Annotated in this window: 22 protein-coding genes and 1 rRNA gene; 6 read left to right on the top strand and 17 right to left on the bottom strand. The window is 60.0% G+C overall.

The features are described 5' to 3' along the window. Both CQR48_RS07915 and CQR48_RS07925 read right to left on the bottom strand, forming a co-directional pair. Positions 1-284: ribosomal RNA gene (locus CQR48_RS07915) — 16S ribosomal RNA — on the bottom strand; the annotation flags it as partial. A gap of 502 nt (positions 285-786) precedes the next feature. Beyond that, positions 787-1,590, bottom strand: a complete 804-nt coding sequence (locus CQR48_RS07925; RefSeq protein WP_101452565.1) for a hypothetical protein — start codon at positions 1,588-1,590, stop codon at positions 787-789. Between the two features lie 346 nt (positions 1,591-1,936). On the opposite strand from CQR48_RS07925, the gene CQR48_RS07930 reads away from it, so the two are divergent. Further along, positions 1,937-2,818 (top strand): ADP-ribosylglycohydrolase family protein, encoded by an 882-nt coding sequence (locus CQR48_RS07930; RefSeq protein ID WP_101452566.1) that lies wholly within the window; start codon positions 1,937-1,939, stop codon positions 2,816-2,818. A gap of 275 nt (positions 2,819-3,093) precedes the next feature. Here the strand turns inward: CQR48_RS07930 and CQR48_RS07935 are convergent, their stop codons facing one another. From CQR48_RS07935 to CQR48_RS07950, 4 genes are all read right to left on the bottom strand, one after another. Continuing rightward, positions 3,094-3,753: a Crp/Fnr family transcriptional regulator gene (locus tag CQR48_RS07935; protein ID WP_101452567.1), complete on the bottom strand. Its 660-nt coding sequence runs from the start codon at positions 3,751-3,753 to the stop codon at positions 3,094-3,096. A gap of 102 nt (positions 3,754-3,855) precedes the next feature. Next, positions 3,856-4,170 carry an iron-sulfur cluster repair di-iron protein, ric gene (locus CQR48_RS07940; protein WP_101452568.1) on the bottom strand — a complete coding sequence of 105 codons (315 nt, stop codon included), beginning with the start codon at positions 4,168-4,170 and terminating at the stop codon, positions 3,856-3,858. A gap of 110 nt (positions 4,171-4,280) precedes the next feature. Beyond that, positions 4,281-4,517, bottom strand: a complete 237-nt coding sequence (locus CQR48_RS07945) for a heavy-metal-associated domain-containing protein (protein WP_015451127.1) — start codon at positions 4,515-4,517, stop codon at positions 4,281-4,283. A gap of 69 nt (positions 4,518-4,586) precedes the next feature. Beyond that, the gene (locus tag CQR48_RS07950) at positions 4,587-6,569 is read right to left on the bottom strand and encodes a heavy metal translocating P-type ATPase (RefSeq protein ID WP_101452569.1); all 1,983 of its coding nucleotides are present in this window, start codon (positions 6,567-6,569) and stop codon (positions 4,587-4,589) included. A 558-nt stretch (positions 6,570-7,127) separates the two neighbouring features. Between CQR48_RS07950 and CQR48_RS07955 the strand changes: the two genes are divergently transcribed. Together CQR48_RS07955 and CQR48_RS07960 are read left to right on the top strand one after the other, a co-directional pair. Then, a complete protein-coding gene (locus CQR48_RS07955; protein WP_101452570.1) occupies positions 7,128-7,667 on the top strand; it encodes a hypothetical protein in 540 nt (179 codons plus the stop codon). A 960-nt stretch (positions 7,668-8,627) separates the two neighbouring features. Then, positions 8,628-9,305 carry a hypothetical protein gene (locus CQR48_RS07960; protein ID WP_015451130.1) on the top strand — a complete coding sequence of 226 codons (678 nt, stop codon included), beginning with the start codon at positions 8,628-8,630 and terminating at the stop codon, positions 9,303-9,305. 202 nt (positions 9,306-9,507) lie between these two features. On the opposite strand, the gene CQR48_RS07965 is transcribed toward CQR48_RS07960, so the two are convergent. The 4 genes from CQR48_RS07965 to CQR48_RS07980 are packed head-to-tail and all read right to left on the bottom strand — an operon-like array spanning position 9,508 to position 13,637. Then, positions 9,508-10,302, bottom strand: a complete 795-nt coding sequence (locus tag CQR48_RS07965) for an ABC transporter permease (RefSeq protein ID WP_015451131.1) — start codon at positions 10,300-10,302, stop codon at positions 9,508-9,510. Positions 10,303-10,362: 60 nt separating this feature from the next. Further along, entirely contained in the window at positions 10,363-11,319 is a 957-nt protein-coding gene (locus CQR48_RS09355; protein ID WP_015451132.1) for an ABC transporter permease, read from the bottom strand. Positions 11,320-11,323: 4 nt separating this feature from the next. Continuing rightward, a complete protein-coding gene (locus CQR48_RS07975) occupies positions 11,324-12,589 on the bottom strand; it encodes an ABC transporter substrate-binding protein (RefSeq protein ID WP_231485544.1) in 1,266 nt (421 codons plus the stop codon). Positions 12,590-12,620: 31 nt separating this feature from the next. Beyond that, the gene (locus CQR48_RS07980; RefSeq protein ID WP_101452571.1) at positions 12,621-13,637 is read right to left on the bottom strand and encodes an ABC transporter ATP-binding protein; all 1,017 of its coding nucleotides are present in this window, start codon (positions 13,635-13,637) and stop codon (positions 12,621-12,623) included. A gap of 121 nt (positions 13,638-13,758) precedes the next feature. On the opposite strand from CQR48_RS07980, the gene CQR48_RS09360 reads away from it, so the two are divergent. Further along, positions 13,759-14,604: a FadR/GntR family transcriptional regulator gene (locus tag CQR48_RS09360; protein ID WP_244898976.1), complete on the top strand. Its 846-nt coding sequence runs from the start codon at positions 13,759-13,761 to the stop codon at positions 14,602-14,604. A gap of 48 nt (positions 14,605-14,652) precedes the next feature. Continuing rightward, on the top strand, positions 14,653-15,309 hold the full coding sequence (locus CQR48_RS09365) for a cache domain-containing protein (protein ID WP_244898977.1): 657 nt from the start codon (positions 14,653-14,655) through the stop codon (positions 15,307-15,309). A gap of 44 nt (positions 15,310-15,353) precedes the next feature. On the opposite strand, the gene CQR48_RS07990 is transcribed toward CQR48_RS09365, so the two are convergent. Continuing rightward, positions 15,354-15,974 (bottom strand): rhomboid family intramembrane serine protease, encoded by a 621-nt coding sequence (locus CQR48_RS07990; RefSeq protein ID WP_015451136.1) that lies wholly within the window; start codon positions 15,972-15,974, stop codon positions 15,354-15,356. A gap of 336 nt (positions 15,975-16,310) precedes the next feature. Between CQR48_RS07990 and CQR48_RS07995 the strand changes: the two genes are divergently transcribed. Beyond that, a complete protein-coding gene (locus CQR48_RS07995) occupies positions 16,311-16,988 on the top strand; it encodes a hypothetical protein (RefSeq protein ID WP_015451137.1) in 678 nt (225 codons plus the stop codon). Here the strand turns inward: CQR48_RS07995 and CQR48_RS08000 are convergent. The 6 genes from CQR48_RS08000 to CQR48_RS08030 all read right to left on the bottom strand — a co-directional run bounded on the left by CQR48_RS08000 (position 16,983) and on the right by CQR48_RS08030 (position 23,661). Beyond that, entirely contained in the window at positions 16,983-17,795 is an 813-nt protein-coding gene (locus CQR48_RS08000) for a class C sortase (RefSeq protein ID WP_244898978.1), read from the bottom strand. The genes CQR48_RS07995 and CQR48_RS08000 overlap by 6 nt on opposite strands. Before the next feature lie 26 nt (positions 17,796-17,821). Then, entirely contained in the window at positions 17,822-18,577 is a 756-nt protein-coding gene (locus CQR48_RS08005) for an HTH domain-containing protein (protein ID WP_101452573.1), read from the bottom strand. A gap of 226 nt (positions 18,578-18,803) precedes the next feature. Continuing rightward, a complete protein-coding gene (locus tag CQR48_RS08015) occupies positions 18,804-20,468 on the bottom strand; it encodes an isopeptide-forming domain-containing fimbrial protein (protein ID WP_101452575.1) in 1,665 nt (554 codons plus the stop codon). Positions 20,469-20,529: 61 nt separating this feature from the next. Then, a complete protein-coding gene (locus tag CQR48_RS08020) occupies positions 20,530-20,709 on the bottom strand; it encodes a hypothetical protein (RefSeq protein WP_101452576.1) in 180 nt (59 codons plus the stop codon). Further along, positions 20,706-22,781, bottom strand: coding sequence for a DUF7604 domain-containing protein (locus CQR48_RS08025; protein ID WP_180335139.1), 2,076 nt, complete (start codon positions 22,779-22,781; stop codon positions 20,706-20,708). The genes CQR48_RS08020 and CQR48_RS08025 overlap by 4 nt, the downstream gene beginning before the upstream one ends. Before the next feature lie 571 nt (positions 22,782-23,352). Then, positions 23,353-23,661: an acylphosphatase gene (locus CQR48_RS08030; RefSeq protein WP_015451144.1), complete on the bottom strand. Its 309-nt coding sequence runs from the start codon at positions 23,659-23,661 to the stop codon at positions 23,353-23,355. Between the last annotated feature and the right edge of the window lies 1 nt (position 23,662).

Genomic DNA, 23,662 nt, shown 5'->3' on the forward strand with positions numbered 1-23,662 from the left:
CCCGTCGAAGCCTTGGTGGGCCCTCACCCCGCCAACAAGCTGATAGGACGCGACCCCATCCCACGCCGCCAGAGCTTTCCCGGACCCCCATGCAGGAGCCCGGCACATCCGGCATTACCACCCGTTTCCAGGAGCTATTCCGGAGCATGGGGCAGGTTGGTCACGCATTACTCACCCGTTCGCCACTCTCACCCGCAAGCAAAGCCTGCAGGATCCCGTTCGACTTGCATGTGTTAAGCACGCCGCCAGCGTTCATCCTGAGCCAGAATCGAACCCTCCACAAAAAAACAATGCGGAAAGCCAAAAACAGACTCTCACAAAATAATTGACGGTCGCCTAATAAGGAAAGGCGACTCGCACGAAAACCCCGACCCCCATCAACCGCCCTCGCGGACTCCCACGCAGGACAATCAAACACCCCGCACGGAAGCGGGGACCGGACTGGCAATCATTGACTATAAAGAAGTAGTACAGACACGCTCTTGAGTTCTCAAACCACCACCACACACCCGACAAAACCAACCCCCCAAGGGAAGCCGGCCGGCGAGCGGCAGCAAGAGAACAACATACACCACCAACACCACCCACGCAAACCAACCACCCAACCACCACCCCACAAACCCCCGGAAAACCAACCAAACACCGGCGTGTCGAAAACACCACACACAACCAACCAAACAACAAAACAACACCAAAAACACGGCGCTTAGTCGCAGCTAAATCCGGTTGCCTTCATGCCCATTGCCGCACTCCGAGCCAGATTTGCGTACCCCGACTATTCCCGATTCAATCAGCCAACGTCGTTTCGAGTGAACCATCCGACGGTGGTGTCCCAACTGTACATTTGAGTGACACACTTTCTTTCGAATGCGGAAGGTAATCAAGCACCCCATACCAAGTTCCGTCATCATGTTCCGATGCTTCTCCCCGCGTATTCATCGCCTCCTGGCATGTTAGGAAATCCTGTTTACCGATGCGGTATTTTTGTGGGTACAGATGCTGCAGTGTTGCCTGTGCCTGAACGTAATAGCTTTCCGGCGTATGGTCGAGCAAATCATTGACGGCTTCAGTCGTGCCGTGCCAAGTACCTTCTTCGTGACTCACACTCGGCTTGGTGATTACAACTCGTTTCGGCATATCAAGATAGGGGATGTCCAGGAGGTGCCGGACAGCAGATGGCATGAACAAGACAGCACACAGGACGGTGACGATTGCTCCGAATCTCAACACCCACATACGAGCTCGAGTATAGATTTCAGGCTGTTTTCGCCACCGAAGCGCGACTAGGACGGTGATGGCGGCAAACCCAATTGGCGTAATACCGAACATGATGCTTCGCGCGAATCTGTTGACGAATACTGACGCAATCATCCACGCGATGGTGACGGTGACGGCTGCTGCAATCGGGATTTTGTAGGCGTTACGATTCTCGTCAGCGGCTTGTCTCCACTCGCGTTGTGCCGTCTGCTGCATCCGGGGAAATTCGATGTGGATCGGTTGGGAATCATCGCCGATCAAGGTGTCAGCCGATTGGCGTTCTTGGTTAGAAACTTCGCCGTAGCCCGCTCTACCAAACGACTCGTTCATCATGAACTCCTCCTCGAGTGATTTGTTCGTTTCCCTCGTGCTTTCTTATACCTTTCTTGGTACACGGCATCGCACATGGGTGTGCATCCCATTTTCGGCCTGGACATGCCATTATCGGCAACTGTCTGTATCGGCGTGTCGCGGCGATATGATGATACTCAATCCGGTTGCGAACCACCGCACTCGGAAGTAACGATGATGCTCCACAAAGAAGGGGCGCAGGCAAGGGAACTGCGAGAATACGGCAGACCAGAATCGGCCAAAACAGAAGGGAAAGATGATGGTTCAGCACACAATCTGGCATTGGGGTAAGTTGGCAGATGGGTCCGCGCGGACGCTGCGAGACGCCATGTATGGGGAAGCTGTCGGCGATGCATTGGGTGTCCCATTCGAGTTCAGGGCTCGCGGTACTTTCACATGCACAGGCATGGCATGGGACCGCGCGAATGGAAGCGTCAGCGTCGGAGGTGGAGTTGGGGCTTGGCACCAACCCGTCGGCACATGGAGCGATGACACCGGAATGGCCTTGGCAACCTGCGATTCGTTGCGGGAGCTCGACAGAGTGGACGTTGCGGATATGCGTGACAAGTTCATACGGTGGCGCGACAGCCAGGACTACAACGTTGACCTGCGATTCGACATTGGCGGCGCTACAGCGAGCGCACTCGCGAGCGGGCACGGATTGGCGGGCGAGCGCGACAACGGCAACGGCTCGCTCATGCGCATCGTCCCGCTGGCGTTCACGGATGCCGACGACGACGAAATCCGCTCAGTGAGCGCGATTACGCACGCTCATCCGATAAGTTGTGAAGCATGCGTCACGTATGTTCGGTATGCGCGGTTGCTGCGGGATGGCGCGTCACCGCTCGAGGCATTGCATGACAAACGAGTCGCATACGGTTTGAGTGGAGTCGCTTCTAGAACCACCGCAGGAGTAGGGGTTGACGATTTGACAATCATTCCCGAGCTGAATCGAAAGGACGTTGCATCCAGCGGATTTGTTATCGATACCTTGGCGGCTGCGATCTGGTGTCTGACCACCACCACGAGGTATGCGGATTGCGTGCTTGAAGCAGTCAATCTGGGAGAGGACACTGATACGACAGCCGCGGTGGCGGGCGGTCTTGCCGGAATCGTCTATGGTATGGGTGCGATTCCGGATGAATGGCTGCATCTGCTTCGTGGCAAGGATGTGATTGACCGTTGCACCAATCTTCCAGAAGACAACTGAACGGTGCGGATCGGCTTGCTTTACCGGCTGCGGCGGAGCTGGAATGGGGGTTGGCGATTCCACCGGCATCAGGGTCGAGATATATAGCGCGTTCCAGGATGTCACGCTGCGAAATCCACGCTGGCGTTCCAATGCTACCGGTCGAGATATCTAGCAGGTACCAGGATGTCACGGATATCCCCGACATCTCGAGAATCCCGGGTGTCTCAGGGCTCCCTGGCATACCGGGCACCTCGGGTATCTCGGATATCTCAGATAAGCACTTCCTGCCCTCGTTAAATCTCTTCGAGCTGTTGTGAAGACAGGATGACCACGTCTCGACGTTGCCTCGCGATGATACGTCGATCTTCCAGGTATCGAAGTTTACGCGACAGTGTTTCCGGCGTGGTACCCAGATATGACGCAAGTTCCTTCATCGTCATCGGTATTCGGACACGCCGTGAGCCACCGGCGCTTTTCGACAGGTCGAGCAGATACGACGCAAGACGTTCCTCGACTCGCCCCATCGCGAGAAACTGCGTCTGTTCTTCCACCCTCGCCATTTTGCTGGCGATTGTGGAGAGCAGTCGGATACTCAGCTGCGGATGCGCGTCCAAAAGACGCATAAAATCCCGGCGCAGCAGGACGCACACCATGGTGTCGGCGAGCGCTTCCCCGTACAGGTTCTGGTTGCTGGCACCGAACAGCTGGCTCTCGCCTTCGTAGCCGCCTGGTTCAATCACTCTTAACAGTTGTTCACGACCATTGGAGGTGATTCTATAGACCTTCATGCTTCCCTTGGCCACGATACTCAATTGAGGATCGGAGTGCGAGGAGAAAACGATATCGCCCTTATGAAAGGTGCGGAACTTGGTACTCCGTTGAATATTCAGCTGGTCTTCACCGCTGAGGTCTTGAAATAGCGGTACCAGTTGCACACACAAGTCTTGAGGCATGATATCGTCTCCTTCCCTTCATCGTGGGGGTACCATCACGCAATCGTCGTCACGAAACCCTGACACCGGATCATTCTCGTGAGGCCGCTCGCTCAGGACCGTTTACTGCACACGTCTTTCGTCCGTGGATTCGTAGATGCGATGCGCTTCCTCGAGCATACGGTAAGTTGCCGCAAGCGTGGGGCAAGCATCATCTGGAATCGTGTAGCCATTGGTGAGATCCCTGATTCGCGCAAGCTCGTCGCCGATCTGGGGCTGCGCACCATTAGCCAACGCGATTCGATCCCGAATGGTTTCGTAACGCTTGCGTATCTCGAACACTTCAGGATGATGCGTTCCATGCGCGCGCGTGATGGCGAGCGTACCCAAGTCGAGTTGCTCTGCATGGTCTGCGAGATAGTCGGTGAATGCTGTCATAACTGTCCTTTCAAGTGGTTGAATTCATAAGTTCCGTGTGACTCATCAGATGGTGATGACGTGCATGTGGAAGGGCACAGCAGCGTCGAGCACCATACGTTTGTCGTTTATCACCGTTGCGCCGCGGTTCGAGTGGAAAGCACAGGATATCCGACCTTTTCGATGGCGTGTGCAACAGTTTGTGCATCGGTGAGATCCTCGTCAAACCGGAACGTCACTTTGCTGTTCGCAAACGAGACGTGCACAGTATCCTGGTCGACTCCCGGCACGTTGCGTGCGGCAGCTTCGATCTTGAGCATGCACGACGGGCAGGTTAGCGTATCCAGTTTCAGCGTTGCGGTGTTCATCTTGGTATCTCCTTTCATGCCGGTGGTGTTCACCGGCCGGTATCCCCGGCTGGCAGCCGGGACCATTGGTTATGCCGCCACAGTATCGATAACGGACCGCGGCTGTCCTTGATAGGTATCAAGTTTTCTGATATTCCAGTGACGGGTTCCATGATTTCTGTCAGTCCGGTAACGCAGCAGTCGCATGCCGTTGAGAATGACCGCCAGCACACTCGCCTCGTGGACGAACATGCCCACGGCCATGGTGAGCCACGTGGTGAGCACCAGCCCGGACAGCAGTAGCGCTACCGTACCCACTGCAATCGCAATGTTCTCGCGCATGTTGCGCACCGTGCGCTTCGCCAGGCCGTACGCGTGCGGCAGGCGCGACAAGTCGGAATCCGCGAGCACCACGTCGGAGGTGTCGATGGCCACGTCGGTGCCGTTGCCCATCGCGATGCCCACGTCCGCGAGCGCGAGGGACGGGCTGTCGTTGATGCCGTCGCCGACGAACACCACGCGGCGGCCTTCGTCGCGCAGGCGCGAGATGTACGCGGCCTTCTCGTCGGGCAGCATGCCGCCGACCGCGCGGTCGAGGCCGAGGCCGGCCGTCATGAGGTCGACGGCGCGCTGGTTGTCGCCCGAGAGCACCACGACGTTCCTGACGCCCAGGCGGCGCAGGTTCCTGATGCCGTCGGCGATGCCGGGGCGCAGGCGGTCGCGCACGCCGAGCATGAGGCGGATGCGTCCGTCGAGGGCCACGGCCACGAGCGAATCGCCGTGCGATTCGAGCTCGGCCGCGTCCGCGCGGGCCGTGGAGCCGAGCTCCACGCCTTCCGTTTCGAGGAAGCGCGGGCTGCCGACGAGGATCCGGTGCCCGTCGTGCACGGCGCGGATTCCGCCGCCCGTCACCACCGACACCTCGTCCACCTGCGGGGCGGGGACATCATCGAAATGCCGCACGATGGCCTTCGCCAGTGGGTGCTGCGACTGTGCCTCCACGCCGACGAGGTAGCGCGTGGCGTCGTCGGGGGCGGGGGCGGAGGAGGTCGCGGCGGCGTCGGGGGCGAGGGTGCTGGAATCGTCGTAGCGCCTCACGTCCGTCACCTGCGGCATGCCGACCGTGATCGTGCCGGTTTTGTCGAACACGAAGGTGTCGGCGGAGCTCAGGCGGTGCGTCACTTCGCTGCCTTTGATGAGCACGCCGTGGCGCGCGCCGTTGCCGATGCCGGCCATATTCGACACGGGCACGCCGATGACGAGCGCACCGGGGCAGCCGAGCACGAGCATGGTGATGGCGAGGTCGACGCGGCGCGTCACCAGGCCCACGATGACGGCGATGACGAGCACCGCGGGCGTGTAGTACGTGGCGAAGCGGTCGATGAAGCGTTCCTCTTTGGATTTGGAGTCCTGCGCGTTTTCGACGAGCTCGACGATCTTGCCGAAGGTGGTGTCCTCCCCCACCGTGTCGGCGCGGATGGTCAGCATGCCGTCGTCGAGCAGGGTGCCGGCGGAGGCGCTCGATCCCTTGGATTTGTCGACGGGGATGGGCTCGCCGGTGATGGCGGATTCGTTGACGAGACCGGTGCCCGACGTCACGACGCCGTCGACGGGGATGCGGTCGCCGGTGGTGACCTTGACGATGTCGCCGACGCGCACATCGTCGACCGGCACGGTTTCGAAGGTGCCGTCGGCGCGGCGGACCGCGGCGGATTGCGGCGCCATGTCGGTGAGGGCGCCGATGGCCGAGCGCGTCTGGTTGAGCGTGTAGCGCTCTATCTGGCCGCCGACGAGGAAGAGGAACGTGACGATGGCGGATTCGTCCCAGCTGCCGATGAGGAATGCGCCAAACACGGCGATGCTCACGAGCACGTCGATGGACAAGACCCGGACGCGCAGTGCCTGCACCGCCTGGATGAGGATCGGCAGCGCGCCGACGACCGAGGCGGCGATGAACGCCGTTGCGTAGGCCGGCTGCGAGTGCAGGGCGAAGCGCGCGACCAGGCCGGCGGCGATAAGCGCGCCGCTGATGATGGTGAGCTGCGGCTTGTGACGCAGGATGAAGCTCTGCATGGGCGGGGCCTTCTTTCGTGGTGTCTGTCGCGATGTCTGATGGTGCCCAAGATACGGGCGACGCGCCGGGAAAACATTGACCGCCGTCAAGTTCGGGGAAATTCTTTGGGATGTTTTTTGGAGGTGGCGGGGCGAGGCGGGCGGCGGGTGGAACGAGGCGACGGCAGAAGACAGGCCATAGGAAGCGTTCGGGCGCCCTTTCGCGTCGGAAGTCTCTACCACCGCCTATGCAGACACCCGCGCGAGTGCGTCGACGAAAAAAGCAAAACCGCATGATTCCGCGGTTTTCTGGCATCCGCCATGCGTTCGGTACACGTACGAAAACCTATCTGCCGGTTTGTGGGGTCCCGCGGCGCGAGACGCCAACGCAATTTCAACGTTTTCGGGCCCCGTATACTCGCCCCACCCCCGGAAAAGGACCCCACAAATCGCGAAATGCACCCCCGAAACCGTATCGAACACCAGGTAATGCGGCTATGTGCCCACGCCCCTTGTCTAGCGGAGCCTATCATGTATGACAATGACTACTCCCGGCACCCGAGGAGCGAAGGAGCCCCCATGAAGGCAGGAAACATCACCGGCTACTGGCCGCCCTGCGCTGACGAAACGGCGCGCACGCACAGGTACCGCCCGGTCAGCGAATGCGAAGCCGCCATCGCCGCAGGCACCGCCGGCCCCTGTCACAGCGGCGAAAGCGGACTTGTGGACTACGGCATCGTGGAGTGGGGCGACGACGACATCGTGTCGATTAACGGAAAGCGCACGCTGTCGGGGTATGTCTTCATGCTTGAGGACGCGATTTTCGGCTGCCCCAGGCTGCACCTGTGGAAAAGCAACGCGTCGGTGCATCAGGGCGCGGGCACGGCGGTCGGCGGTGTGTGGGGGCTGGAGATCGACCCCGAGGGGACAGAAATCATCCCCTATCGATCGATCAGCTCTATACGCGAGGATGCGCGCAGCCGCAACTTGATTCTCACCCTCGACGATGGTACCGAGCGCCCATTCCCCCTGACACCGTTCCCCTTCCTCTCAGGCCGTGCCAAGCGCCGTCATCAGCGCGCGGAGGAACTCGCCAAGCTCATCAACCAGCACCGGTAACCGCCGATACCGGGCGCGTCGACCGCTGCCGTACGCTCGACGCGCCCGCGCAGTGCAGATACGCCATTGGCTGTTTCCGGGTCTGCACAACACTCGCATTACGGCGATTTTCCCTTCTCGCGTTCTTCAACGCGACATTCTCCGCATCTGTCTGCTGGAAAAAGTGTTGTAATCGACACTTTTTTCCGGAAATAAATGTCGATGTTGACACTTTTTTCGAGTTAGGGCGGTAGCGCTACAGTGCGGGCGTCCAGAAAAGGACCGATCGTATGGAACAAAGCATCACGTCAGACACGACAGTCGACATGTTCATGCACGCGCCGGAATTCCATCGCGCTCTTGATGACCATCTCGCACGATTGCGATAAGCAAGCTCACTTCCCCGGGTAGACGCCAGGCTGCATCGCGAACAGATACCGCTAACCGATGGCAGCCAACAGGTCCAGTACCGATGGCATTCACCTGTCATGCGACGCCACAATCGCGTGAAGGTCGGATACTACCCCCGCTCTCCGCCAACGACGAACCCTATCCTGCGGTTGTGAGACTCATACGTCACACAGCAAGACGATAGCCCAGCCAAGTAGGTTGATCGCCACCGGTACATTGGCGCCTATGGGACCGGCCAGTCACACAGCAGACAGATAGCGTTCCCAGCAGGCGATCAACGAACTGTACCCCGCCGCGGTGCGACCAGCCGATCACGCCACACGCAGATACCGGCGTTACCGCACGCACGACGGTTCCACACGCACGACAGCTGCCACACATACGGCACACGCGAAGCCCCAACACACATCGCGACACGAACAGCACGACACAACTAGCACGACACTGCGGGCAATTCCCCAAATTCCGCGACATTCCGCGGTATGCTAGCGAACGTACGTACCATCACATAGGAATACGCGGGCCGTCAGACCGGTCCGGCGGTCGCAGAGCATGACGAAGGGAGAGCCAATGAACCGGCCGGTGCTGTACACCGACTTTGACGGGGTGCTCAACGCGTTCCCTGACAAGGAAATCCAAGACAACGGCGGGGTCGGGCATACGCAATGGCTCGACGACAACGATTCCCGCGCACAGCTCTATAGCACAGAACGCGCATTCGTGCTCACCGGCGATGACATCGTGCGCACCCCATGCGGCTACTATCGCATCCGCTGGTCGCGCAACATCGCACAGACTCTGCATCGACTCGCATCCGAAGGCGATATCGAACTCAACTGGCTGACGACCTGGCAACCGTACTGCTCACGGATTCTCGATCCGCTGCTCGGTTGGGACCCGCACATCGAACACACCGCCATCTGGTACGACCCCATCTCATACGAACGCCGGTACACCGGAAAACTGAGCACGGTATTCTCCCGAGTACGTTTCGAAGCCACCCAAGCCGACCCATCGCCGGTCATCTGGCTGGATGACGAGGAATGCTATGAGACCGCGGCAGACAGAATCCGCGCACTCTCCCCCAAAGCGCCCGTCCTCATGGTGCGGCCGGACGCCCGGATTGGAATCAGCCGCCGGCAGTGGCGCATCATCCAGAAATTCATCAGGAAGCCTGAGACATTCCCCGAACTGACACTCGACGAGGAACCGACCATCCGCAAGTATCCGGGACATCTCGGATTCTGAGGGCACACGCAATCTGTGAGCGCCGAGAGTCAGACGGGCGTGAATCGAACCAGGAATCATTAGGAATCTGCACACAACAAGGCAATCAAACCGAAGGATATCGTGCGCGCGACCCGGGTAATCCGCCGGGCGACCACCCGGGCGTAACACAACATCGGCAGGGCGCCGAGGCGTCCCACCGATGTACCAGTTCCCCGCCTGCCTACCGTTCCTCGCCGGCGGTCGCCCGCTGCGCCAGCCACAGAGGAATCAGCGAAATCGCGACCATCACCACCGCGACCACAGAAACCACAGGTGCCTGATGTGGCCGGAACATGTTATTCATGATCCAAATCGGTAACGTGGTCACGTTCTGTCCTGCAGTGAACGTCGTCACGACGATCTCGTCGAAGCTCAGCGCGAACGCCAGAAGCCCGCCAGCGATGAGAGACGTTCGGATCCTCGGGAATGTCACTTTGGTGAATGTCGTCCACAGCCCGGCCCCAAGGTCGGCGGAAGCCTCCTCCACATGCCGTCCCAGCTGGCCGAGCCTGGCAAAAGCGTTGTTGTACACTGTCACGATGGTGAAGGTGACATGTGCGACAATCAGCGTGAAAATCGACAATTTCACCCCCAGCATCGTGGTGAACGCGTTGTTGAGCGCGATACCGGTGACGATGCCGGGCAGTGCGATCGGCAGAACCACCAGCAGATTGACCGCGCTTTTACCGAAGAACTCGTAGCGCTGCAACGCGATGGCGCACAATGTGCCGAGAATCAGGGAAACGACGGTCGCGGCGACGGCCACTTCCAAGCTGGTTCCCACAGCCGCGAGCAAACCGGTTGATGACAACGCCTTCGACCACCATTGCAAGGTCAGCGAGCGCACCGGCCATGATAGCGTCGTGCTGCCGTTGAACGAGTTGACGACAACCACAAGCAGCGGCAGATAGATGAACAGCAGAATCAACACGGTAAGCGTGCCGAACACGATTCGAGTGGGTTTCTTCAGTTCCATGGAAAGCTCCTTTCTCTAGTCCCCTTGCTTCTCTTGTAACCCATGTCCTACGGTTTCGCGTTACAGCCGTTTGAGTGCGCCGGTTCGGCTGACCAGAAGCAGGTATCCCGCGATGATGATGATCGGGATCAACGCACATGCTGCGGCCATGGGGGCGTTGTTGGCGACACCGACATCCGTGTAAATCAGGTTGCCCAGCACCTGAGTCTTTCCGCCGACAATGCCCGCGACGATGTAATCGCCCAGTGACAAGGAGAAGCTGAAAATCGAACCTGCTACCATACCCGGCACAATCATGGGCAGCAGCACACTGCGAATGGTCGTCCACGTGTGTGCCCCCAAGTCACCGGACGCTTCCAGCAGAGATTCAGGGACTTGCTCGAAAGCGGTGAATATCGGGGTGATTGCGTACGGCAGCCACAGGTAGACCTCAGTGACAATCACCGCGGGCAGTCCGTAACCGGGCGATTGCATGTGCAATGGCGCCAGCAGCATGTCCAGCAGTCCAGAACCGGAGAGCACTGACCGCCAAGCGTACGCCTTAACCAGATAGCTCGCCCACAGCGGGGTGGACACGAGAATCAGGAGGATTCTACGCGCCTTGCCCTTGGACATGCGGGCCATGAAGAACGCGATCGGAAAGGCCAGCAGCACGTCTGCCACGGTGGCGATGACCGCAATCAAAAGAGTTCTGCCTGTCACCGCAAGGTACAGCTGATCAGTAAACGCTTCGACGATATTTGAGAACGTCCAAGTCATCTCGACCGCACCGGTGTATTCGTTGACCGACCATAGCGCGGTGATCAGGAGGGCGAACAGCGCGACGATGTAGACGAGCGCCATCCATCCCACCGGCAGCACCAGCAGCGCAACCCGGTGGACGACGGGATGGTTGTAGAGGAATGTCGAAATCGGCTTGCTGACCTTCTTCTGCCGAGCCGCTATCGGCGTGCTCGGGGAGATGACCATAGCGCTACGCGCCGGTTCGGCAGGTCGTGTCGTTGTCGTGGTCGTCATGGTCTCACCCCTTGATTTCCTGCCATGCCTTGGTCCACTCCGTGTAATCGGTGCACTTGACGTTCTTGCGGCCGTCGATACACTGCGAGATCGGAGTGTTCCAGTACCAGATCTTCTTCTCGAAGTCCTTGTCACCGGCGTGGTAGATGTCGCAGAACTTGCTGTCGGTTGCATACTGGCATGCGTTCTTGTTCGCCGGCGCCTCGCCGAAGTATTCGGTCGCCTGGGCGTTCGCCTTTGGACTGTCGATGTAGTTGAGCCACTGATAGGCGCAGTTCGTGTGCTTGGTCTTCGAGCTGATCATCCACGTATCCGACCAGCCGGTCACGCCTTCCTCGGGACTGGTGATGCCGAATTTCGAGGAATCCATCTGGTTGTAAATCACCTGCCATCCGGTACCCACCACGGTGTCGCCGCTTTGGAACGCCTGGGCGAGTTTGAGGGAATCCGACCAGTATTCGCCCACGTTCGCGTTCTGCTCCTTGAGCAGGTCGACGGCGGCTTTCAGCTGGGTCTCGTCAAGCGCGTACGGGTTCTTGATGTTCAGTGACGGCTTGTGCTTCATCAAGTAGATCGCGGCGTCAGCGATATAGATCGGGGAATCATAGGCAGTGACTTTGCCCTTGAACTTACTTGCCTTGGCTTTATCGAAGACGACATCCCACGAGGTTGGCGCCTCGCTGAAGTCAGCCTTGTTGTACATCAGGAGATTAGCGCCGTACCCGTGAGGAACACCGTAGGATTTGCCGTCCACTGTGTTGAAATCACGGTTCTTAAGGAACGAGTAGACGTCCTTGTAGTTGGGGATGAGACCGGTGTTCACCGGCTGGACGAGTCCGGCGTTGATGAGCCTCAAAGTCAGATCGCCGGATGCGGCGACCACATCGTAGGCATCGGAGCTTTTCACCAGATTGTAGGCTTCATCGCTGGTTCCGTAGGTTTTGGAGGTGACTTCGCATCCGGTTTCCTTCTCGAAGTCGCTCACCCAGTCGATGTCCGGGTCGTCAGAGCCATCTTCCACGTATCCGGGCCAGGCGAGAATCGATACCTTGCCTTCCGATTTGCCGAGTTTTTGCACGGCTTGCGCGGCTTTTGCGCCTGACGTCGACGTTCCGGAGGCACCGCAACCGCTGACGGCGAGTACGCCCGCCACTGCTACCGCCGCTGCGATCGCGGCCACCCCGTGTCGCCGGCCGTGACGTCGGCTGTTCGCGGCGGCGGTGTCCGTGTTGTTCCAATCGGGTTCGATCCAGTTGTTCGTGTTCATCATGGTTCCTTTCTTCTTCCTGTTCTCTTGTCGTTTACTTGTCCCCGTCCAGCGCAATCATGTCGCTCTTGTTCCATGCAAGCGCCAACGTGTCACCGGGGTCGGGTACGGATTCCCCGGCAGGCCTGACGACAGTGAAGGCGACGTTCCCTGGCAAAGTGACAATGATGCGGTATTCCGTACCCAGATATGTGCAGTCGGACACCGTGCCCTTGGTGAGGATGCCGTCCGCCGATTGCTCGCTCGAAACGCTGAAGGTGATGCGTTCCGGGCGGATCGCATACCGACCGTCGCCGAGCCCTGCATCATACGAAAGCTGCTGCGGCACGAGGTTGGTGGTGCCGACGAATCCAGCCACGAAATCATTCGCCGGATGGTCGTAGATCTCGCTCGGCGTGCCCATCTGCTGGATACGCCCCTTGCTGAACACCGCGATCCGGTCGCTCATCACCATGGCCTCCTGCTGGTCATGTGTGACGAATACGAAGGTGATGCCAAGTTCGCGCTGCAGATGCTTGAGCTCGACCTGCATCTGCTGACGGAGCTTCATATCAAGCGCGGACAGCGGCTCGTCGAGCAGCAGCACCTTGGGCTTGAGCACGAGGGCCCGTGCGAGGGCGACGCGCTGCTGCTGGCCTCCGGACAGTTGGCGGATGCGGTAGTCGGCCTTGCTATCCAGCTGGACCAGCTCAAGCATGGCATGCGCGCGATCGTACCGTTCCTCCTTGGCGACGCCCCTCACTTTCAACCCATATGCCACGTTGTCCAGCACGTTCATATGCGGGAACAGGGCGTAGTCCTGGAATACGGTGTTGACATCGCGATCGAACGGCGCCTTCGCAGTGACGTCTTCGCCGTCCAGCGCAATCACGCCTGAAGTCGGTTTTTCAAAGCCCGCGATGAGCCGCAGTGTCGTCGTCTTCCCGGAGCCTGATGGTCCAAGCATCGAGAAGAACTCGCCTTGACGCACCGAGAGGCTCAGATGGTCAATTGCCACGAACGAACCAAATCGTTTCGTGACATCAGTAAGAGTGATTGAATCCGCTACCATATTCTTCTCCTTTCTTGCGTTGTGGAAATCATATGATTCTGTATGTTTAAAGCACTGAGGTTATGAGTTAAGACACTGAAAACGCCGTTACAAAGCCATAACCAACGATAAAATGTTCAGCATGAGCACACCATTCGGCCGCATGAGCATCTTCCGGCCCGTCGCGGAAACCACGAAAACAGACCTCATTGTCGATCGTCTGACTCGGGCGATTGAATCGGGGATCTTGAAAAACGGGGAAAAACTGCCCGGAGAAGCTCACATGGCGCACCTATTCGCCGTCTCGCCGATCACGGCACGGGAGGCCTTGGAACAGCTCAGAACGGATGGCCTGGTCACCACGCGCAGGGGACGCGACGGCGGCAGTTTCGTCGTCAGCGACCCGGCAGGCAATATCAGCCGGCTCGAACGCAGCCTGCTGCACATGTCAACCATGGAGCTACGCGACTACCAAACGTATTACACCACTCTTATGTTCCGCTCCGCACAACTCGCCATGCACAACATCGCGCATGACGGGCGCAACAACTTGCTTGACACGCTACGCACACTCATCGCCGACCTGTCCAGCGATTCGGCGTCTGCCCATACTGATGCCGACCAGCCAGGTGACACTGCATTATCCCCCGGATACCACGAGATGCAGCTGCATCTGGAAATCGCCGCGGCGACGCAATCACCGAGCACGGTCAACGCCCTGCTTGAACTGCAAAACAAGCTCCACCATCTGCTCTGGCTCCGGTTCACCGACCGCAACCTCGCCTCCACGCTAGTTGGCATATACCGCCAGGCGGAACACGATCTCATCCAGCGCAATCCCAAATCGTTCAAAGAGCATATCCTTACACCGATCAACGAAGGATTCGCCTGGCTGATCAGTCGCAGAATCGCCTTGCGATGCGCCGAATCCGGCACCGGACATCGGAACGCCGCACATGCGGACACACCCGAGCAAGTGGCACACTGAATTCACAAGATGTTCAATGCCTATGCCGTCATATTGCATCAATGGGATATGGACGTGACTGACGCCATCTCGACGAGTGTCATCACCAAACAGGAATTCGACGCCCTCAGCGAGCGGCTGACCAGACCATTCCTCGAACAACACCCCGAATCCATCGGAGGGGGTCTTATTCCCTCGCCCGACTTCCTACCCGACGCCCCCTGGCATTCCAGCTGGTGGACCGCGGAACACGACAGTCACGAAACAACGACAATCAAGCCGCTACAAGTGTCCAGCAACCCCCGTTCCGCATCATTCTATGATTTCACGCAACAGGATTGGTGGGTCGGCCCGCAACAAGCCGACGGACTGCATATCACCGGACCGTATATCGACTACATCTGCTCCAAGGAATTCGCATTGACGTTAAGCCGGCCGTTCTACGCCAATCAACGCTTCGCCGGCGTTCTCGGCATCGATCTGAGTTCCAAAACCGTCGAGGATCTGGCCGACGATCAACTAGCCGCACTAAAACGTCCCGCGGCCGTGGTCACCGGGGAACGGTATGTCATCGCCTCCACGGCAGCGCAATTGCCGTGCGGGACATTCGTCACGGACGTGCCGTCAACCGAGGCGGTCAGCGTGGTCAACTGCGGCCCACTCGGCCCGGCAAACGACACAAGCACCACCGCGGCACGGGAATCATTGACACTCTTGACATTCTGACCGCTCTTGAAGTTCTTGCACCATCCCGCGAAACCCCTGCCGCATCACCGTGCAAACAGCACGGCGAAATACGCCAGCGTGACCACGACGCCGCCGATCAGACCGCCCAGATGGGCCCACATGTTGATTTCCTTATTCGTCAGGCCTGGTGCGATGCACAACGCCACGTTGAGCAACACCGCTTTGAAGTCAAGGAACTGGTTGAGCCCAGGGACGAATAGCATCGCCACATAGACGCCCAACAGACCGCATATCGCACCGGAGGCTCCTGCGGACACCACATAGTATTCGCCGCGGGATTTCTGGACCCGCCATGTCAGCAGGTTGCCGCACAATCCGGAAACGAAATACACCACCAGCATGAACAGGGACCCGCCTAGCAGGCCCGAGCCGAATATCCGTTCAACCAGCACACCCAGATTGAACAGGGAGAGCATATTGCATGCCAAATGGGTGATGCCAAAATGTACAAACATCGATGTGATCATGCGCCACCATTGGCCATGTTCGAGGTCCCAGACCGTCATCGCACCGAACCGATGGGCGACGTCGATATTCGTGCTGCCGCCGGCGACGGTTTCGATGATGAACACAATGACGTTGATTGCAATCAGAACGAATGTCGCCGGGGCGATGGTCGCCGCCGTCTGGGCAATGGTGTCCATCGTGGGCCTCCTTCACTACGTATTTCACCGCAACGGTCCATTACCGGAGCGGTGCGCCCCGTTCCGTACCCTCGGATTTCAGGAACCGCCGGCATTCCCGACTGCGGATACCTCGACTGTACCGCCGGGCGGGGTCAAGGAACGGGCGGTTTGAGCCAGTGCGCCCAGGTCTTGTCCGGACTCGAACCACAGCAAAAGTCGCTGTAATCATGCCACCGCGAACTTCCCGACGCGGGAGTACAGTGTCTTGCACGTCACCGCTTGACGTGCAGGCCATCCACACCCGTGTCGGCAACGCGAACGGGAATCGTCCAAGGTCCAGGGAAGGAGGACGCCATGAACCGCCCGGTCATCTACACCGATTTCGATGGCGTCCTCAATGCCTTCCCCGACAGCAAGATCCAACGCCGCGGCGGTGTCGGCCACACCGGGTGGCTCAAGCCCGACGACCCACGCGCGTCCTTGTACAGCTGTAATCGCGCGTTTCCGCTGACCGGCAATCTTGTGGTCGAGGTGCCGCCCGGCAGATATCGTCTCCGCTGGTCACGCGAGCTGGCTGACGGTTTTTACAAGCTCGCCGTCGCCGGCATGATCGAACTGGCCTGGCTGACCACCTGGCAGCCGTATTGCGTCAACACTCTCGACCCTGCGCTCGGCTGGAATCCGGACATCGTACATACCGTACGCTGGTACGATCCCGTCACCAATCAGGGACGATTCTCCGGCAAACTCGACACGATATTCTCCCGCCTACGCTTCGAGACCTACCAGGAAGACCCGTCGCCAATCATTTGGCTTGATGACGAGGAATGCTACCCCGCGCGAGCCAAGTACATCGAAACCTGGAAGCCTGCGGCGCCCCTGCTGATGATTCGCCCGGACGAGCGCATCGGCATCTCACGCCGGCAGTGGCTAATTATCCAAGATTTTGTCCATCATCCTGACGAGTATCCATCCGTCACTCTTGACGAGGAACCAACCATCCGCGCCCATGCCACGCATCACGGGCTATGAGCCCGACTTCCGCCGGCCGCGCCACACCAGATATCCGATTCCCCCGACGATAACAAGTCCGCCGGCAGCGAGCGCAATCCAGCACCACACCCGCGTCGTCGGCCCCGCATGCGATGTGCGCCCCCGACCGGCCTCCGCAGTAGCGTTCGGCACACGCACCCCGGAGACCAACAGCCGGTGCGTATTGACGCCATAGGGCGTGCAGGTCATCAGGGTCACCCGATCCTCGGTGCTGGAAATCCGCAATATCGCGGTGTCCTCCGGCTTGATCACCGTCACCCGGTCAACGCGGTATGTCATCGTCGCGCCAAGCACCGTCAGGGAGAAGCGGTCGCCGACGGCCATCTCATCGAGCCGAGTGAACATGGATGCTCCAGCGAGCCCGCGATGGGCGGTAATCACCGCATGGGTCGATGAGCCGCCCACCGGCAGGCTCGTTCCCATCAAATGCCCGGCCCCCGCGGACAACACATCCGACGATGTACCGTGTCTGATCGGCAAATGGATCCCTATCGATGGAATCGAAATGGTGCCCATCACCCCATCCGGGGTTTCAAGCGCCAATCGATACGCTTCCGCGGCTTGGCTGTCCTGGGCGACACCGAGTGTCGGCTGCCCGCTTGCCGTCAGCCAACGGTTATACGCCTTCGCTTGAGCGAGCGCCCGGTCGCGTTTTGTGCTCGGCCACGCCGCCACGGCGCGTTCATGATCGTCCGCGATTGTGGCGAGGCGTCCCGTTGACCATGCGCGCACAATCGGCGGGAGCATGATCAGAACGATTGCCGCGGCAAGGAGCGTAACCGCCATGATTCGCATGGCGATGATTCGCCGTTTCACCGGCATGCCCCGCATGTGCAGGCAGTCCGCATGGCTTCGATGGTCCGCTCGAGGTCCACGATTCGCCGGATTTGCTGGGAGATGAGCACGTCACGCAGGTCCTCCGATTGCCGCCTGTCCGGCTGTGATTGCTGGTCGGTGTCCGCACGGCGGTTCATGGCCGAATTCGAATTGCGGGCAACGCCCATGGCTGATGTCGTCGCCGCTGAAACCATCCGCGTCGAGGGCGAGGCAGATATGGCGGATGCGGCTGGCGAGGCAGGTACACCAGACACGCTTGACACACCAGACGTGGCATGCGCACCAGGCGCCACCGGAGGCACCGATGCCGCAGCCCTTCTCCCACCGACGCCGGCACCCGCTCGCATATGTGTCTGCGCCTGGCGCCAACGATCGAGATCCCGCTCGTACGCCTCATCTTCAGCAAGCTGTTCAGGCGTCTCCTCCGTGCCGATGTTGCGCCACCGGGCGATGCACCGCTCAATCCGCTTGTATCCGATCAGGGCGGAATCCAAGCCGGCTTCGCGGAAAATCCGCGCCGGCGATTTGCCTTGCCGATATTGGCGCATGCAGACGCGCTTGAACGCTTCCGTATACCGTATTCTGCCTGCACTGACCGCGACTACTGCCGGAAGGGATCGCAGATATCGCAGCTCTTCCGCGGTGAATGTGCTGTCCGGCAGGTCCAGCCGTTGTCGAGCATGGCTGAGTTGTCGCAAAACCAGCAGGCGATGTGGCGCTGTTCGCGTCATCGTCGTCTCCTTTTGTTCACGTTGGTAACGGTGTTCATTTCCGGTTCGGTGCCGGCCGGCTTCCCCCGCCAGCCGGCAACCACCCCGGAACGGCATTGGGGCAGTATAGTACCTGATGAAGCCTGAATATAAGCCCCGGGCGTACATCCGAACAGCACACCGTGTGCGATTGTGTTCGATTGCATGGCCTCGGCAGCTTCATCGGCTTGGGCCGCCCCGCACGCCATCACATGCGTCGTTCCATCCTGCGGATGATGGCAAGCGAGATGCCGGCAAGCGCCAGAAGCACCGCCGCCGAACCCGCAATCACCATGCCACCTGCCGCACCGGTCAACGGCAGTTCGGTCAACGATTTGACGTTGCGCACCCGGATGGCGCCGTCCTCGTCCGCAGTGACCAAATCATACGGGTCGAGTCCGGTGTCGCTGAAGGTGACGACCGTACGCTGGCCTGTGGCATCGTAGGTGAGTGTCACTTTGAACGAACCGGTCACCTGCGCGGCCCCGTCGGCGACACGGGTCTCACGCACGGTGTACGTGCCGTCCTCCAACCCGGAGAAGGTGACCTGCCCATGCTCATCGACATCCGCCGCATAATCCTTGTTGTGCATCTGCACCGGCTTGCTGTTGTCCGCGTCATACAGCGTGAAACGCGCACCGGTCACGGTGGAGCCGTCCGCGAAATACTTCTCGAATTGGAAGGTGTTGGTGTACACGTTCACTGTGGTGGATTTCCCGGACGCCACGCCGCCTACGGTCACTTGGGCGCAGTTACCGGCCACCTGGTCGTCAGCGGCATGGTCGTTCACGGTGGCCTTGTAGGTGACGGTGAACGCTTCTCCCGCGGCGCTTTGCATGGTGTCCAGCACGCTGCGGGCGATGGTGACGGTGAAAGTCGGGGCGGACCCGTCCCCCACACCCTTACCATCGACGGATTGGTCCGCCGGATCGACGGTGTAGTCGGCGGCCGGCAGGGCGGTGCCGTTCTTGCCGTATGTCACGGTGATATTGCTTTTCGAGGTGTCGATGCTCAACCCGCGGCTCGCGTAATCCTCGAACACGTAGGTGAAATCATCGCCCCTGCCGGTCGTCGACGGGACGGTTCCGGTGATGTGGTAAGTTAGCTCGTCGCCCACCCGAACAGTGCCCTGTTGGTCGCCGGTCACGGTTTTCGTCGGTGGGGTGCGATACGCCTCGTTTTTCACGATGACGCTGCCGTCGGTCTTGAAGATATCGTGCTTCGTGCCGACCAGCATGGTCAGCGAGCGCACGGATGCGGGCATGTCCGTGACGCCGTCCGACAGTTTCTCGGTGACATCGACGATCGCGTACAGTCCACCTTGCAGCCCAGTGATAGTCAAGGGGTCTTGCGTTGCAGTGTATTGTGCGCCATTTGTCTTGACATAATTGGCGAGCTCGTCGGCGAACAAGCGCGAACTCGCATCTGCAGCCCACGGGAAGGTGGTGCTCTGGTCGATTGGGGTACCGCTGACGGCCTGCGCCCACATGAGCGGGTCGACGCCTTCGGGCGCTTCCTGTTGCAGCGCCGCTTTGATGGCCTGGCGGACCGCGGAGTCGGCTTGGCTTACGGTGGTCAGTTCGGCGGAATCGTCACCGTTGAATGTGGCGATAGGCGCGACGGCGAAGGTATGACCGATGATTTCGCCTCGCGTACCGGCTTGGATGATGATTGATTTGTCGTTTTCCGCCGCAATGGCCGGACTCGGGGTGAGCGCCGCCGTACCGAGCCCGATGATGCCGAGCAACGCCACGCCCGCCGCTGCAATCGAGCGGATCGGCGATGGCTTGTCTCCCCACGACGATGATGGATGGCTTGTTCTGGACGAGGCCCTGTTCCAGGCCTGCGAAACGATATGTATCAGGGATGTCATGATTCCTCCTCCTGCGGTGTGTTGCTAGTCACGGTGGGCGTGAACTTGAATATGGTCTGGGCTACAGCGGTGCGAATCCGTGCTGCGGCGGCGAGCGCGGGGCGCCGGATTGGCGTTCCCGACCGGCGTGAAACGCATGGTTCTCATACATTCGGCTCTTTGTGGCCATCCGGCTCAGCGCACTGAGCGCACTCGCCGGGTGAATCGGACGAATCTGGCGTATCGGACGAATCTGGTTCATCGGGCGTTCCTTTCGGCGACGCGCCTGCGGGAACGCTTCAGAATCCACATGCCTGTTCCGGCGAGCGGCAATCCGACGGCAAATGTCAGCCAAGGACGGTCCAGATGGATACCGGAGGCGCCGGTAAGCGGAATCTGGTCAGCGAGAGCGAGGGACGCGGTGTTGACTATCGTGCAGGTGGCATGCATGCCGGGCGCGATTGCCACATCGCCTTCGGACGAGACGCTGAGCACGTTGCCAGCGGCATCCGCGCATGCCCAGCTGCCGGACTCGTATCGCGCGTAATTCTGGTATGGTTTGCCGTCTACGGTGTAGTCGTCGTTGTGCGCTTCCGCCAGACGGTAGGTTCCCGGTTCGACCGTCTTCGCGGGCAACGCAGCGGTATGCTCGTCCTCGTGTTCGGATGGCGCAGCCGGGCCGATTCCGCTTCCGCTTGCCGTGTCCCCAGATGATGCTCCCGGTTGTGGGGCGGAGGCGGAGACCAACGATGCCGACAGATTCCAGGCGGCCGGCTGCGCGGGAGTGTAGGCGGTCGCGTGGGTGTTGTCCACGGTTTTTACGAGCGTCAAACTCGGCGCGGCGACCTGTACGACCGGCCTCGCGTATGCCGCGGTCAGTTCGTCGGACACGCTTTCCTCGCTGCTATCCCCGCTGACGGTGAGCGTGACGGTCTTGTAGCGCAACAGTGCCGAGCCTTCCGCATTCGAGAAGAATCCGGGCTGCCCGGAGCTTGTAGCGTTGCCGGGAGCATCGGTCAGTTCGTCTCCGGTGTCCGGGTACTTGCCTGTTTCGATGAAACTCCGGTATGCCGCTGCGGTCGGTGTGATGTCAATGGATACACGGTAGGTGGTTTCCGGGTCCAAGGTCTTACCATCGGGCATGCGCAAGGTCAGGGTCCCCGTCGCCTGGTCGAAGGCGGCAACCATGCCGTCGGTGGATACCGCCGAGCCGTCCGCCTTGCTGGCGCTGATCTGCGGGGTGACCACCGCGTCGGCACCGGTGGCGGGCCACCCGTCGTCGTCCAACGCGACCACCCATGAGGACAGGGTGTCGCTGATACTCACATCACGGTATCGGATGGTGGATGTGATGATCATCGCGATATCGTCGAAGGCCTCCGCAAGACTGTCCGGATCCGTGCCCGAATAATGGACACCGTTGGCCGCAGTCGCCAACGCCGCCATATTCGTCTCCGCGGCTTTGCCGGCGCTCACCGCGAACAGCGCCGTCCCGTCCGCACGCTTGTTGGCCTCCGCGGCGGCCGCATCGAAGCAGCGGCCGTCGGGATCGGAGCTGCCGTTGCCGTAGACGCCGTACCGGTTGTTCCAGTCATCGCCGCCCATGGCAGACGTGCGGAAGGTCGGCGAGCCGTCTGAAAGCATAACGATATATCGGCGATCGGCAGTACTGCCGTTCAGCAAACTGTTCGCGGCATGCATGCCGGCCTCCCAGTTTGTGCCACCGCCGGCGGACGATGACGCATCCAGCCCTTCAAGCGCCGTGGACAGCGCGGACGCGTCACCGGTCCATTGGCTGCCATTCATGGGAACAATGCTTGCGCTGGTATCGAAATCAACCAACGCGATGCGCACATTGCCGCCGATTGACGGGTCGAGTAGCGTCGTGGCGAGCCGTTGCGCCGCCTGCGTGACCACCTGCCATCGGGTCAGGCACATGCTTGGCCAGTGGCAGTCAGGATCCTCATGTTCCGCCATACTGCCCGAGGAATCCAGCACAAGAACCACGTCGGCGCTTTTATGATCGACGCTGCCGCTGGTGCTCTCTGCACCGGTAACGCTCAATGTGAGCCGATACCGCTCATCGTCGAGGCGTTCGATGGTTTTTGTGTGCTCCGGTTCAGGAAGTTGCGCAGTCGCGCGGTCTGCCGCGGGGCGTGCCGTCGGTTGCGCGCCTGCCTGTTGGGAATCGTCCTGCGCCGAGCTTGTTTGCGCCGAACTGGCCATCGCCGATTCGGCCTGTGCCGAGCCGGCCTGCGTCAATCCAGACTGCGCCAATCTGACCTGTTCAGCGGCATTCGCGAACGCTTCACCCGGCAGCGTCCAAACCGCCATTGCAAATAATGTCAATACGCATACCGCGAATGCGCAGATGGCGCGATACCGATCATCGGCACGCCGGCTATGCTTCGCGATTCCCGTCGTACCGCCATCCCGTCGTCGTGTCATGGCTCCTCGCTTTCCCTCCTCAGACGCGGCTTCCGTGCCGGAGACCGCCCGTTCAGTGGTCGATAGCGGCAGTGTAAAATCCGCGCCATGCTGCGCGGAACCCCCATATTCACCCCGAATCATGGGGACGGGGAGACTTCTCCCCCGTCAGATTTGCCCACTGGCATGGTTCTGGCGACTTGCGATACTCCCCCGTTCACCCCTTGATTCCGCGGATTTTTCCCCTATCTCACGTATTTGTCCGAATCTTGGACACTTAGTGACTCGGAAGATCTCATGCTGGTCAAGGACTCACCGAAAGCGGGGGTGGCGATGACAAACAGACACGCCAGGACAACGGCGTCGCCGGTGTCTGCGCTCGCAACGCCCATGGCCGCGCAACGCCACATTTCCCATCAATCTTGATCATGGTCGGCAACCGAAGACGGTACGCACGGCCGCAACGCAACACCGAAAATCATCGATCAGAACGGACGGAAAAATCCCTCTCTCCCGACGCCAGCGGCACGACATCGATATCGACATGCTCGACGCGGCTCCAGCGTGGCCCTGCTTCCACCGCATTCTCGAAACGTTCCAGGTCAATCCCTTCGCCCTGCGCCTCAAGCTCGACCGAGCCGTCCATACGATTGCGCACCCAGCCGGTCAGCCCGTACCGGCGCGCCGCCATCACCGTAAAATAGCGGAATCCCACGCCTTGCACCATGCCGGTCACCAGCATATGCACACGTGAATGCGATGCGGGTCTGTACGTTTGCGACGCCATA

The organism is Bifidobacterium thermophilum (assembly GCF_002846655.1).
GTDB lineage: Bacteria > Actinomycetota > Actinomycetes > Actinomycetales > Bifidobacteriaceae > Bifidobacterium > Bifidobacterium thermophilum.

What these genes read in the sequence shown, in the direction of transcription:
- CQR48_RS07925 (WP_101452565.1), bottom strand. Translation starts at nt 1,590, where the DNA reads ATGATGAACGAGTCGTTTGGTAGAGCGGGCTACGGCGAAGTTTCTAAC.
- CQR48_RS07930 (WP_101452566.1), top strand. Translation starts at nt 1,937, where the DNA reads ATGTATGGGGAAGCTGTCGGCGATGCATTGGGTGTCCCATTCGAGTTC.
- CQR48_RS07935 (WP_101452567.1), bottom strand. Translation starts at nt 3,753, where the DNA reads ATGCCTCAAGACTTGTGTGTGCAACTGGTACCGCTATTTCAAGACCTC.
- CQR48_RS07940 (WP_101452568.1), bottom strand. Translation starts at nt 4,170, where the DNA reads ATGACAGCATTCACCGACTATCTCGCAGACCATGCAGAGCAACTCGAC.
- CQR48_RS07945 (WP_015451127.1), bottom strand. Translation starts at nt 4,517, where the DNA reads ATGAACACCGCAACGCTGAAACTGGATACGCTAACCTGCCCGTCGTGC.
- CQR48_RS07950 (WP_101452569.1), bottom strand. Translation starts at nt 6,569, where the DNA reads ATGCAGAGCTTCATCCTGCGTCACAAGCCGCAGCTCACCATCATCAGC.
- CQR48_RS07955 (WP_101452570.1), top strand. Translation starts at nt 7,128, where the DNA reads ATGAAGGCAGGAAACATCACCGGCTACTGGCCGCCCTGCGCTGACGAA.
- CQR48_RS07960 (WP_015451130.1), top strand. Translation starts at nt 8,628, where the DNA reads ATGAACCGGCCGGTGCTGTACACCGACTTTGACGGGGTGCTCAACGCG.
- CQR48_RS07965 (WP_015451131.1), bottom strand. Translation starts at nt 10,302, where the DNA reads ATGGAACTGAAGAAACCCACTCGAATCGTGTTCGGCACGCTTACCGTG.
- CQR48_RS09355 (WP_015451132.1), bottom strand. Translation starts at nt 11,319, where the DNA reads ATGACGACCACGACAACGACACGACCTGCCGAACCGGCGCGTAGCGCT.
- CQR48_RS07975 (WP_231485544.1), bottom strand. Translation starts at nt 12,589, where the DNA reads ATGATGAACACGAACAACTGGATCGAACCCGATTGGAACAACACGGAC.
- CQR48_RS07980 (WP_101452571.1), bottom strand. Translation starts at nt 13,637, where the DNA reads ATGGTAGCGGATTCAATCACTCTTACTGATGTCACGAAACGATTTGGT.
- CQR48_RS09360 (WP_244898976.1), top strand. Translation starts at nt 13,759, where the DNA reads ATGAGCACACCATTCGGCCGCATGAGCATCTTCCGGCCCGTCGCGGAA.
- CQR48_RS09365 (WP_244898977.1), top strand. Translation starts at nt 14,653, where the DNA reads ATGGACGTGACTGACGCCATCTCGACGAGTGTCATCACCAAACAGGAA.
- CQR48_RS07990 (WP_015451136.1), bottom strand. Translation starts at nt 15,974, where the DNA reads ATGGACACCATTGCCCAGACGGCGGCGACCATCGCCCCGGCGACATTC.
- CQR48_RS07995 (WP_015451137.1), top strand. Translation starts at nt 16,311, where the DNA reads ATGAACCGCCCGGTCATCTACACCGATTTCGATGGCGTCCTCAATGCC.
- CQR48_RS08000 (WP_244898978.1), bottom strand. Translation starts at nt 17,795, where the DNA reads ATGGCGGTTACGCTCCTTGCCGCGGCAATCGTTCTGATCATGCTCCCG.
- CQR48_RS08005 (WP_101452573.1), bottom strand. Translation starts at nt 18,577, where the DNA reads ATGACGCGAACAGCGCCACATCGCCTGCTGGTTTTGCGACAACTCAGC.
- CQR48_RS08015 (WP_101452575.1), bottom strand. Translation starts at nt 20,468, where the DNA reads ATGACATCCCTGATACATATCGTTTCGCAGGCCTGGAACAGGGCCTCG.
- CQR48_RS08020 (WP_101452576.1), bottom strand. Translation starts at nt 20,709, where the DNA reads ATGAACCAGATTCGTCCGATACGCCAGATTCGTCCGATTCACCCGGCG.
- CQR48_RS08025 (WP_180335139.1), bottom strand. Translation starts at nt 22,781, where the DNA reads ATGGCGGTTTGGACGCTGCCGGGTGAAGCGTTCGCGAATGCCGCTGAA.
- CQR48_RS08030 (WP_015451144.1), bottom strand. Translation starts at nt 23,661, where the DNA reads ATGGCGTCGCAAACGTACAGACCCGCATCGCATTCACGTGTGCATATG.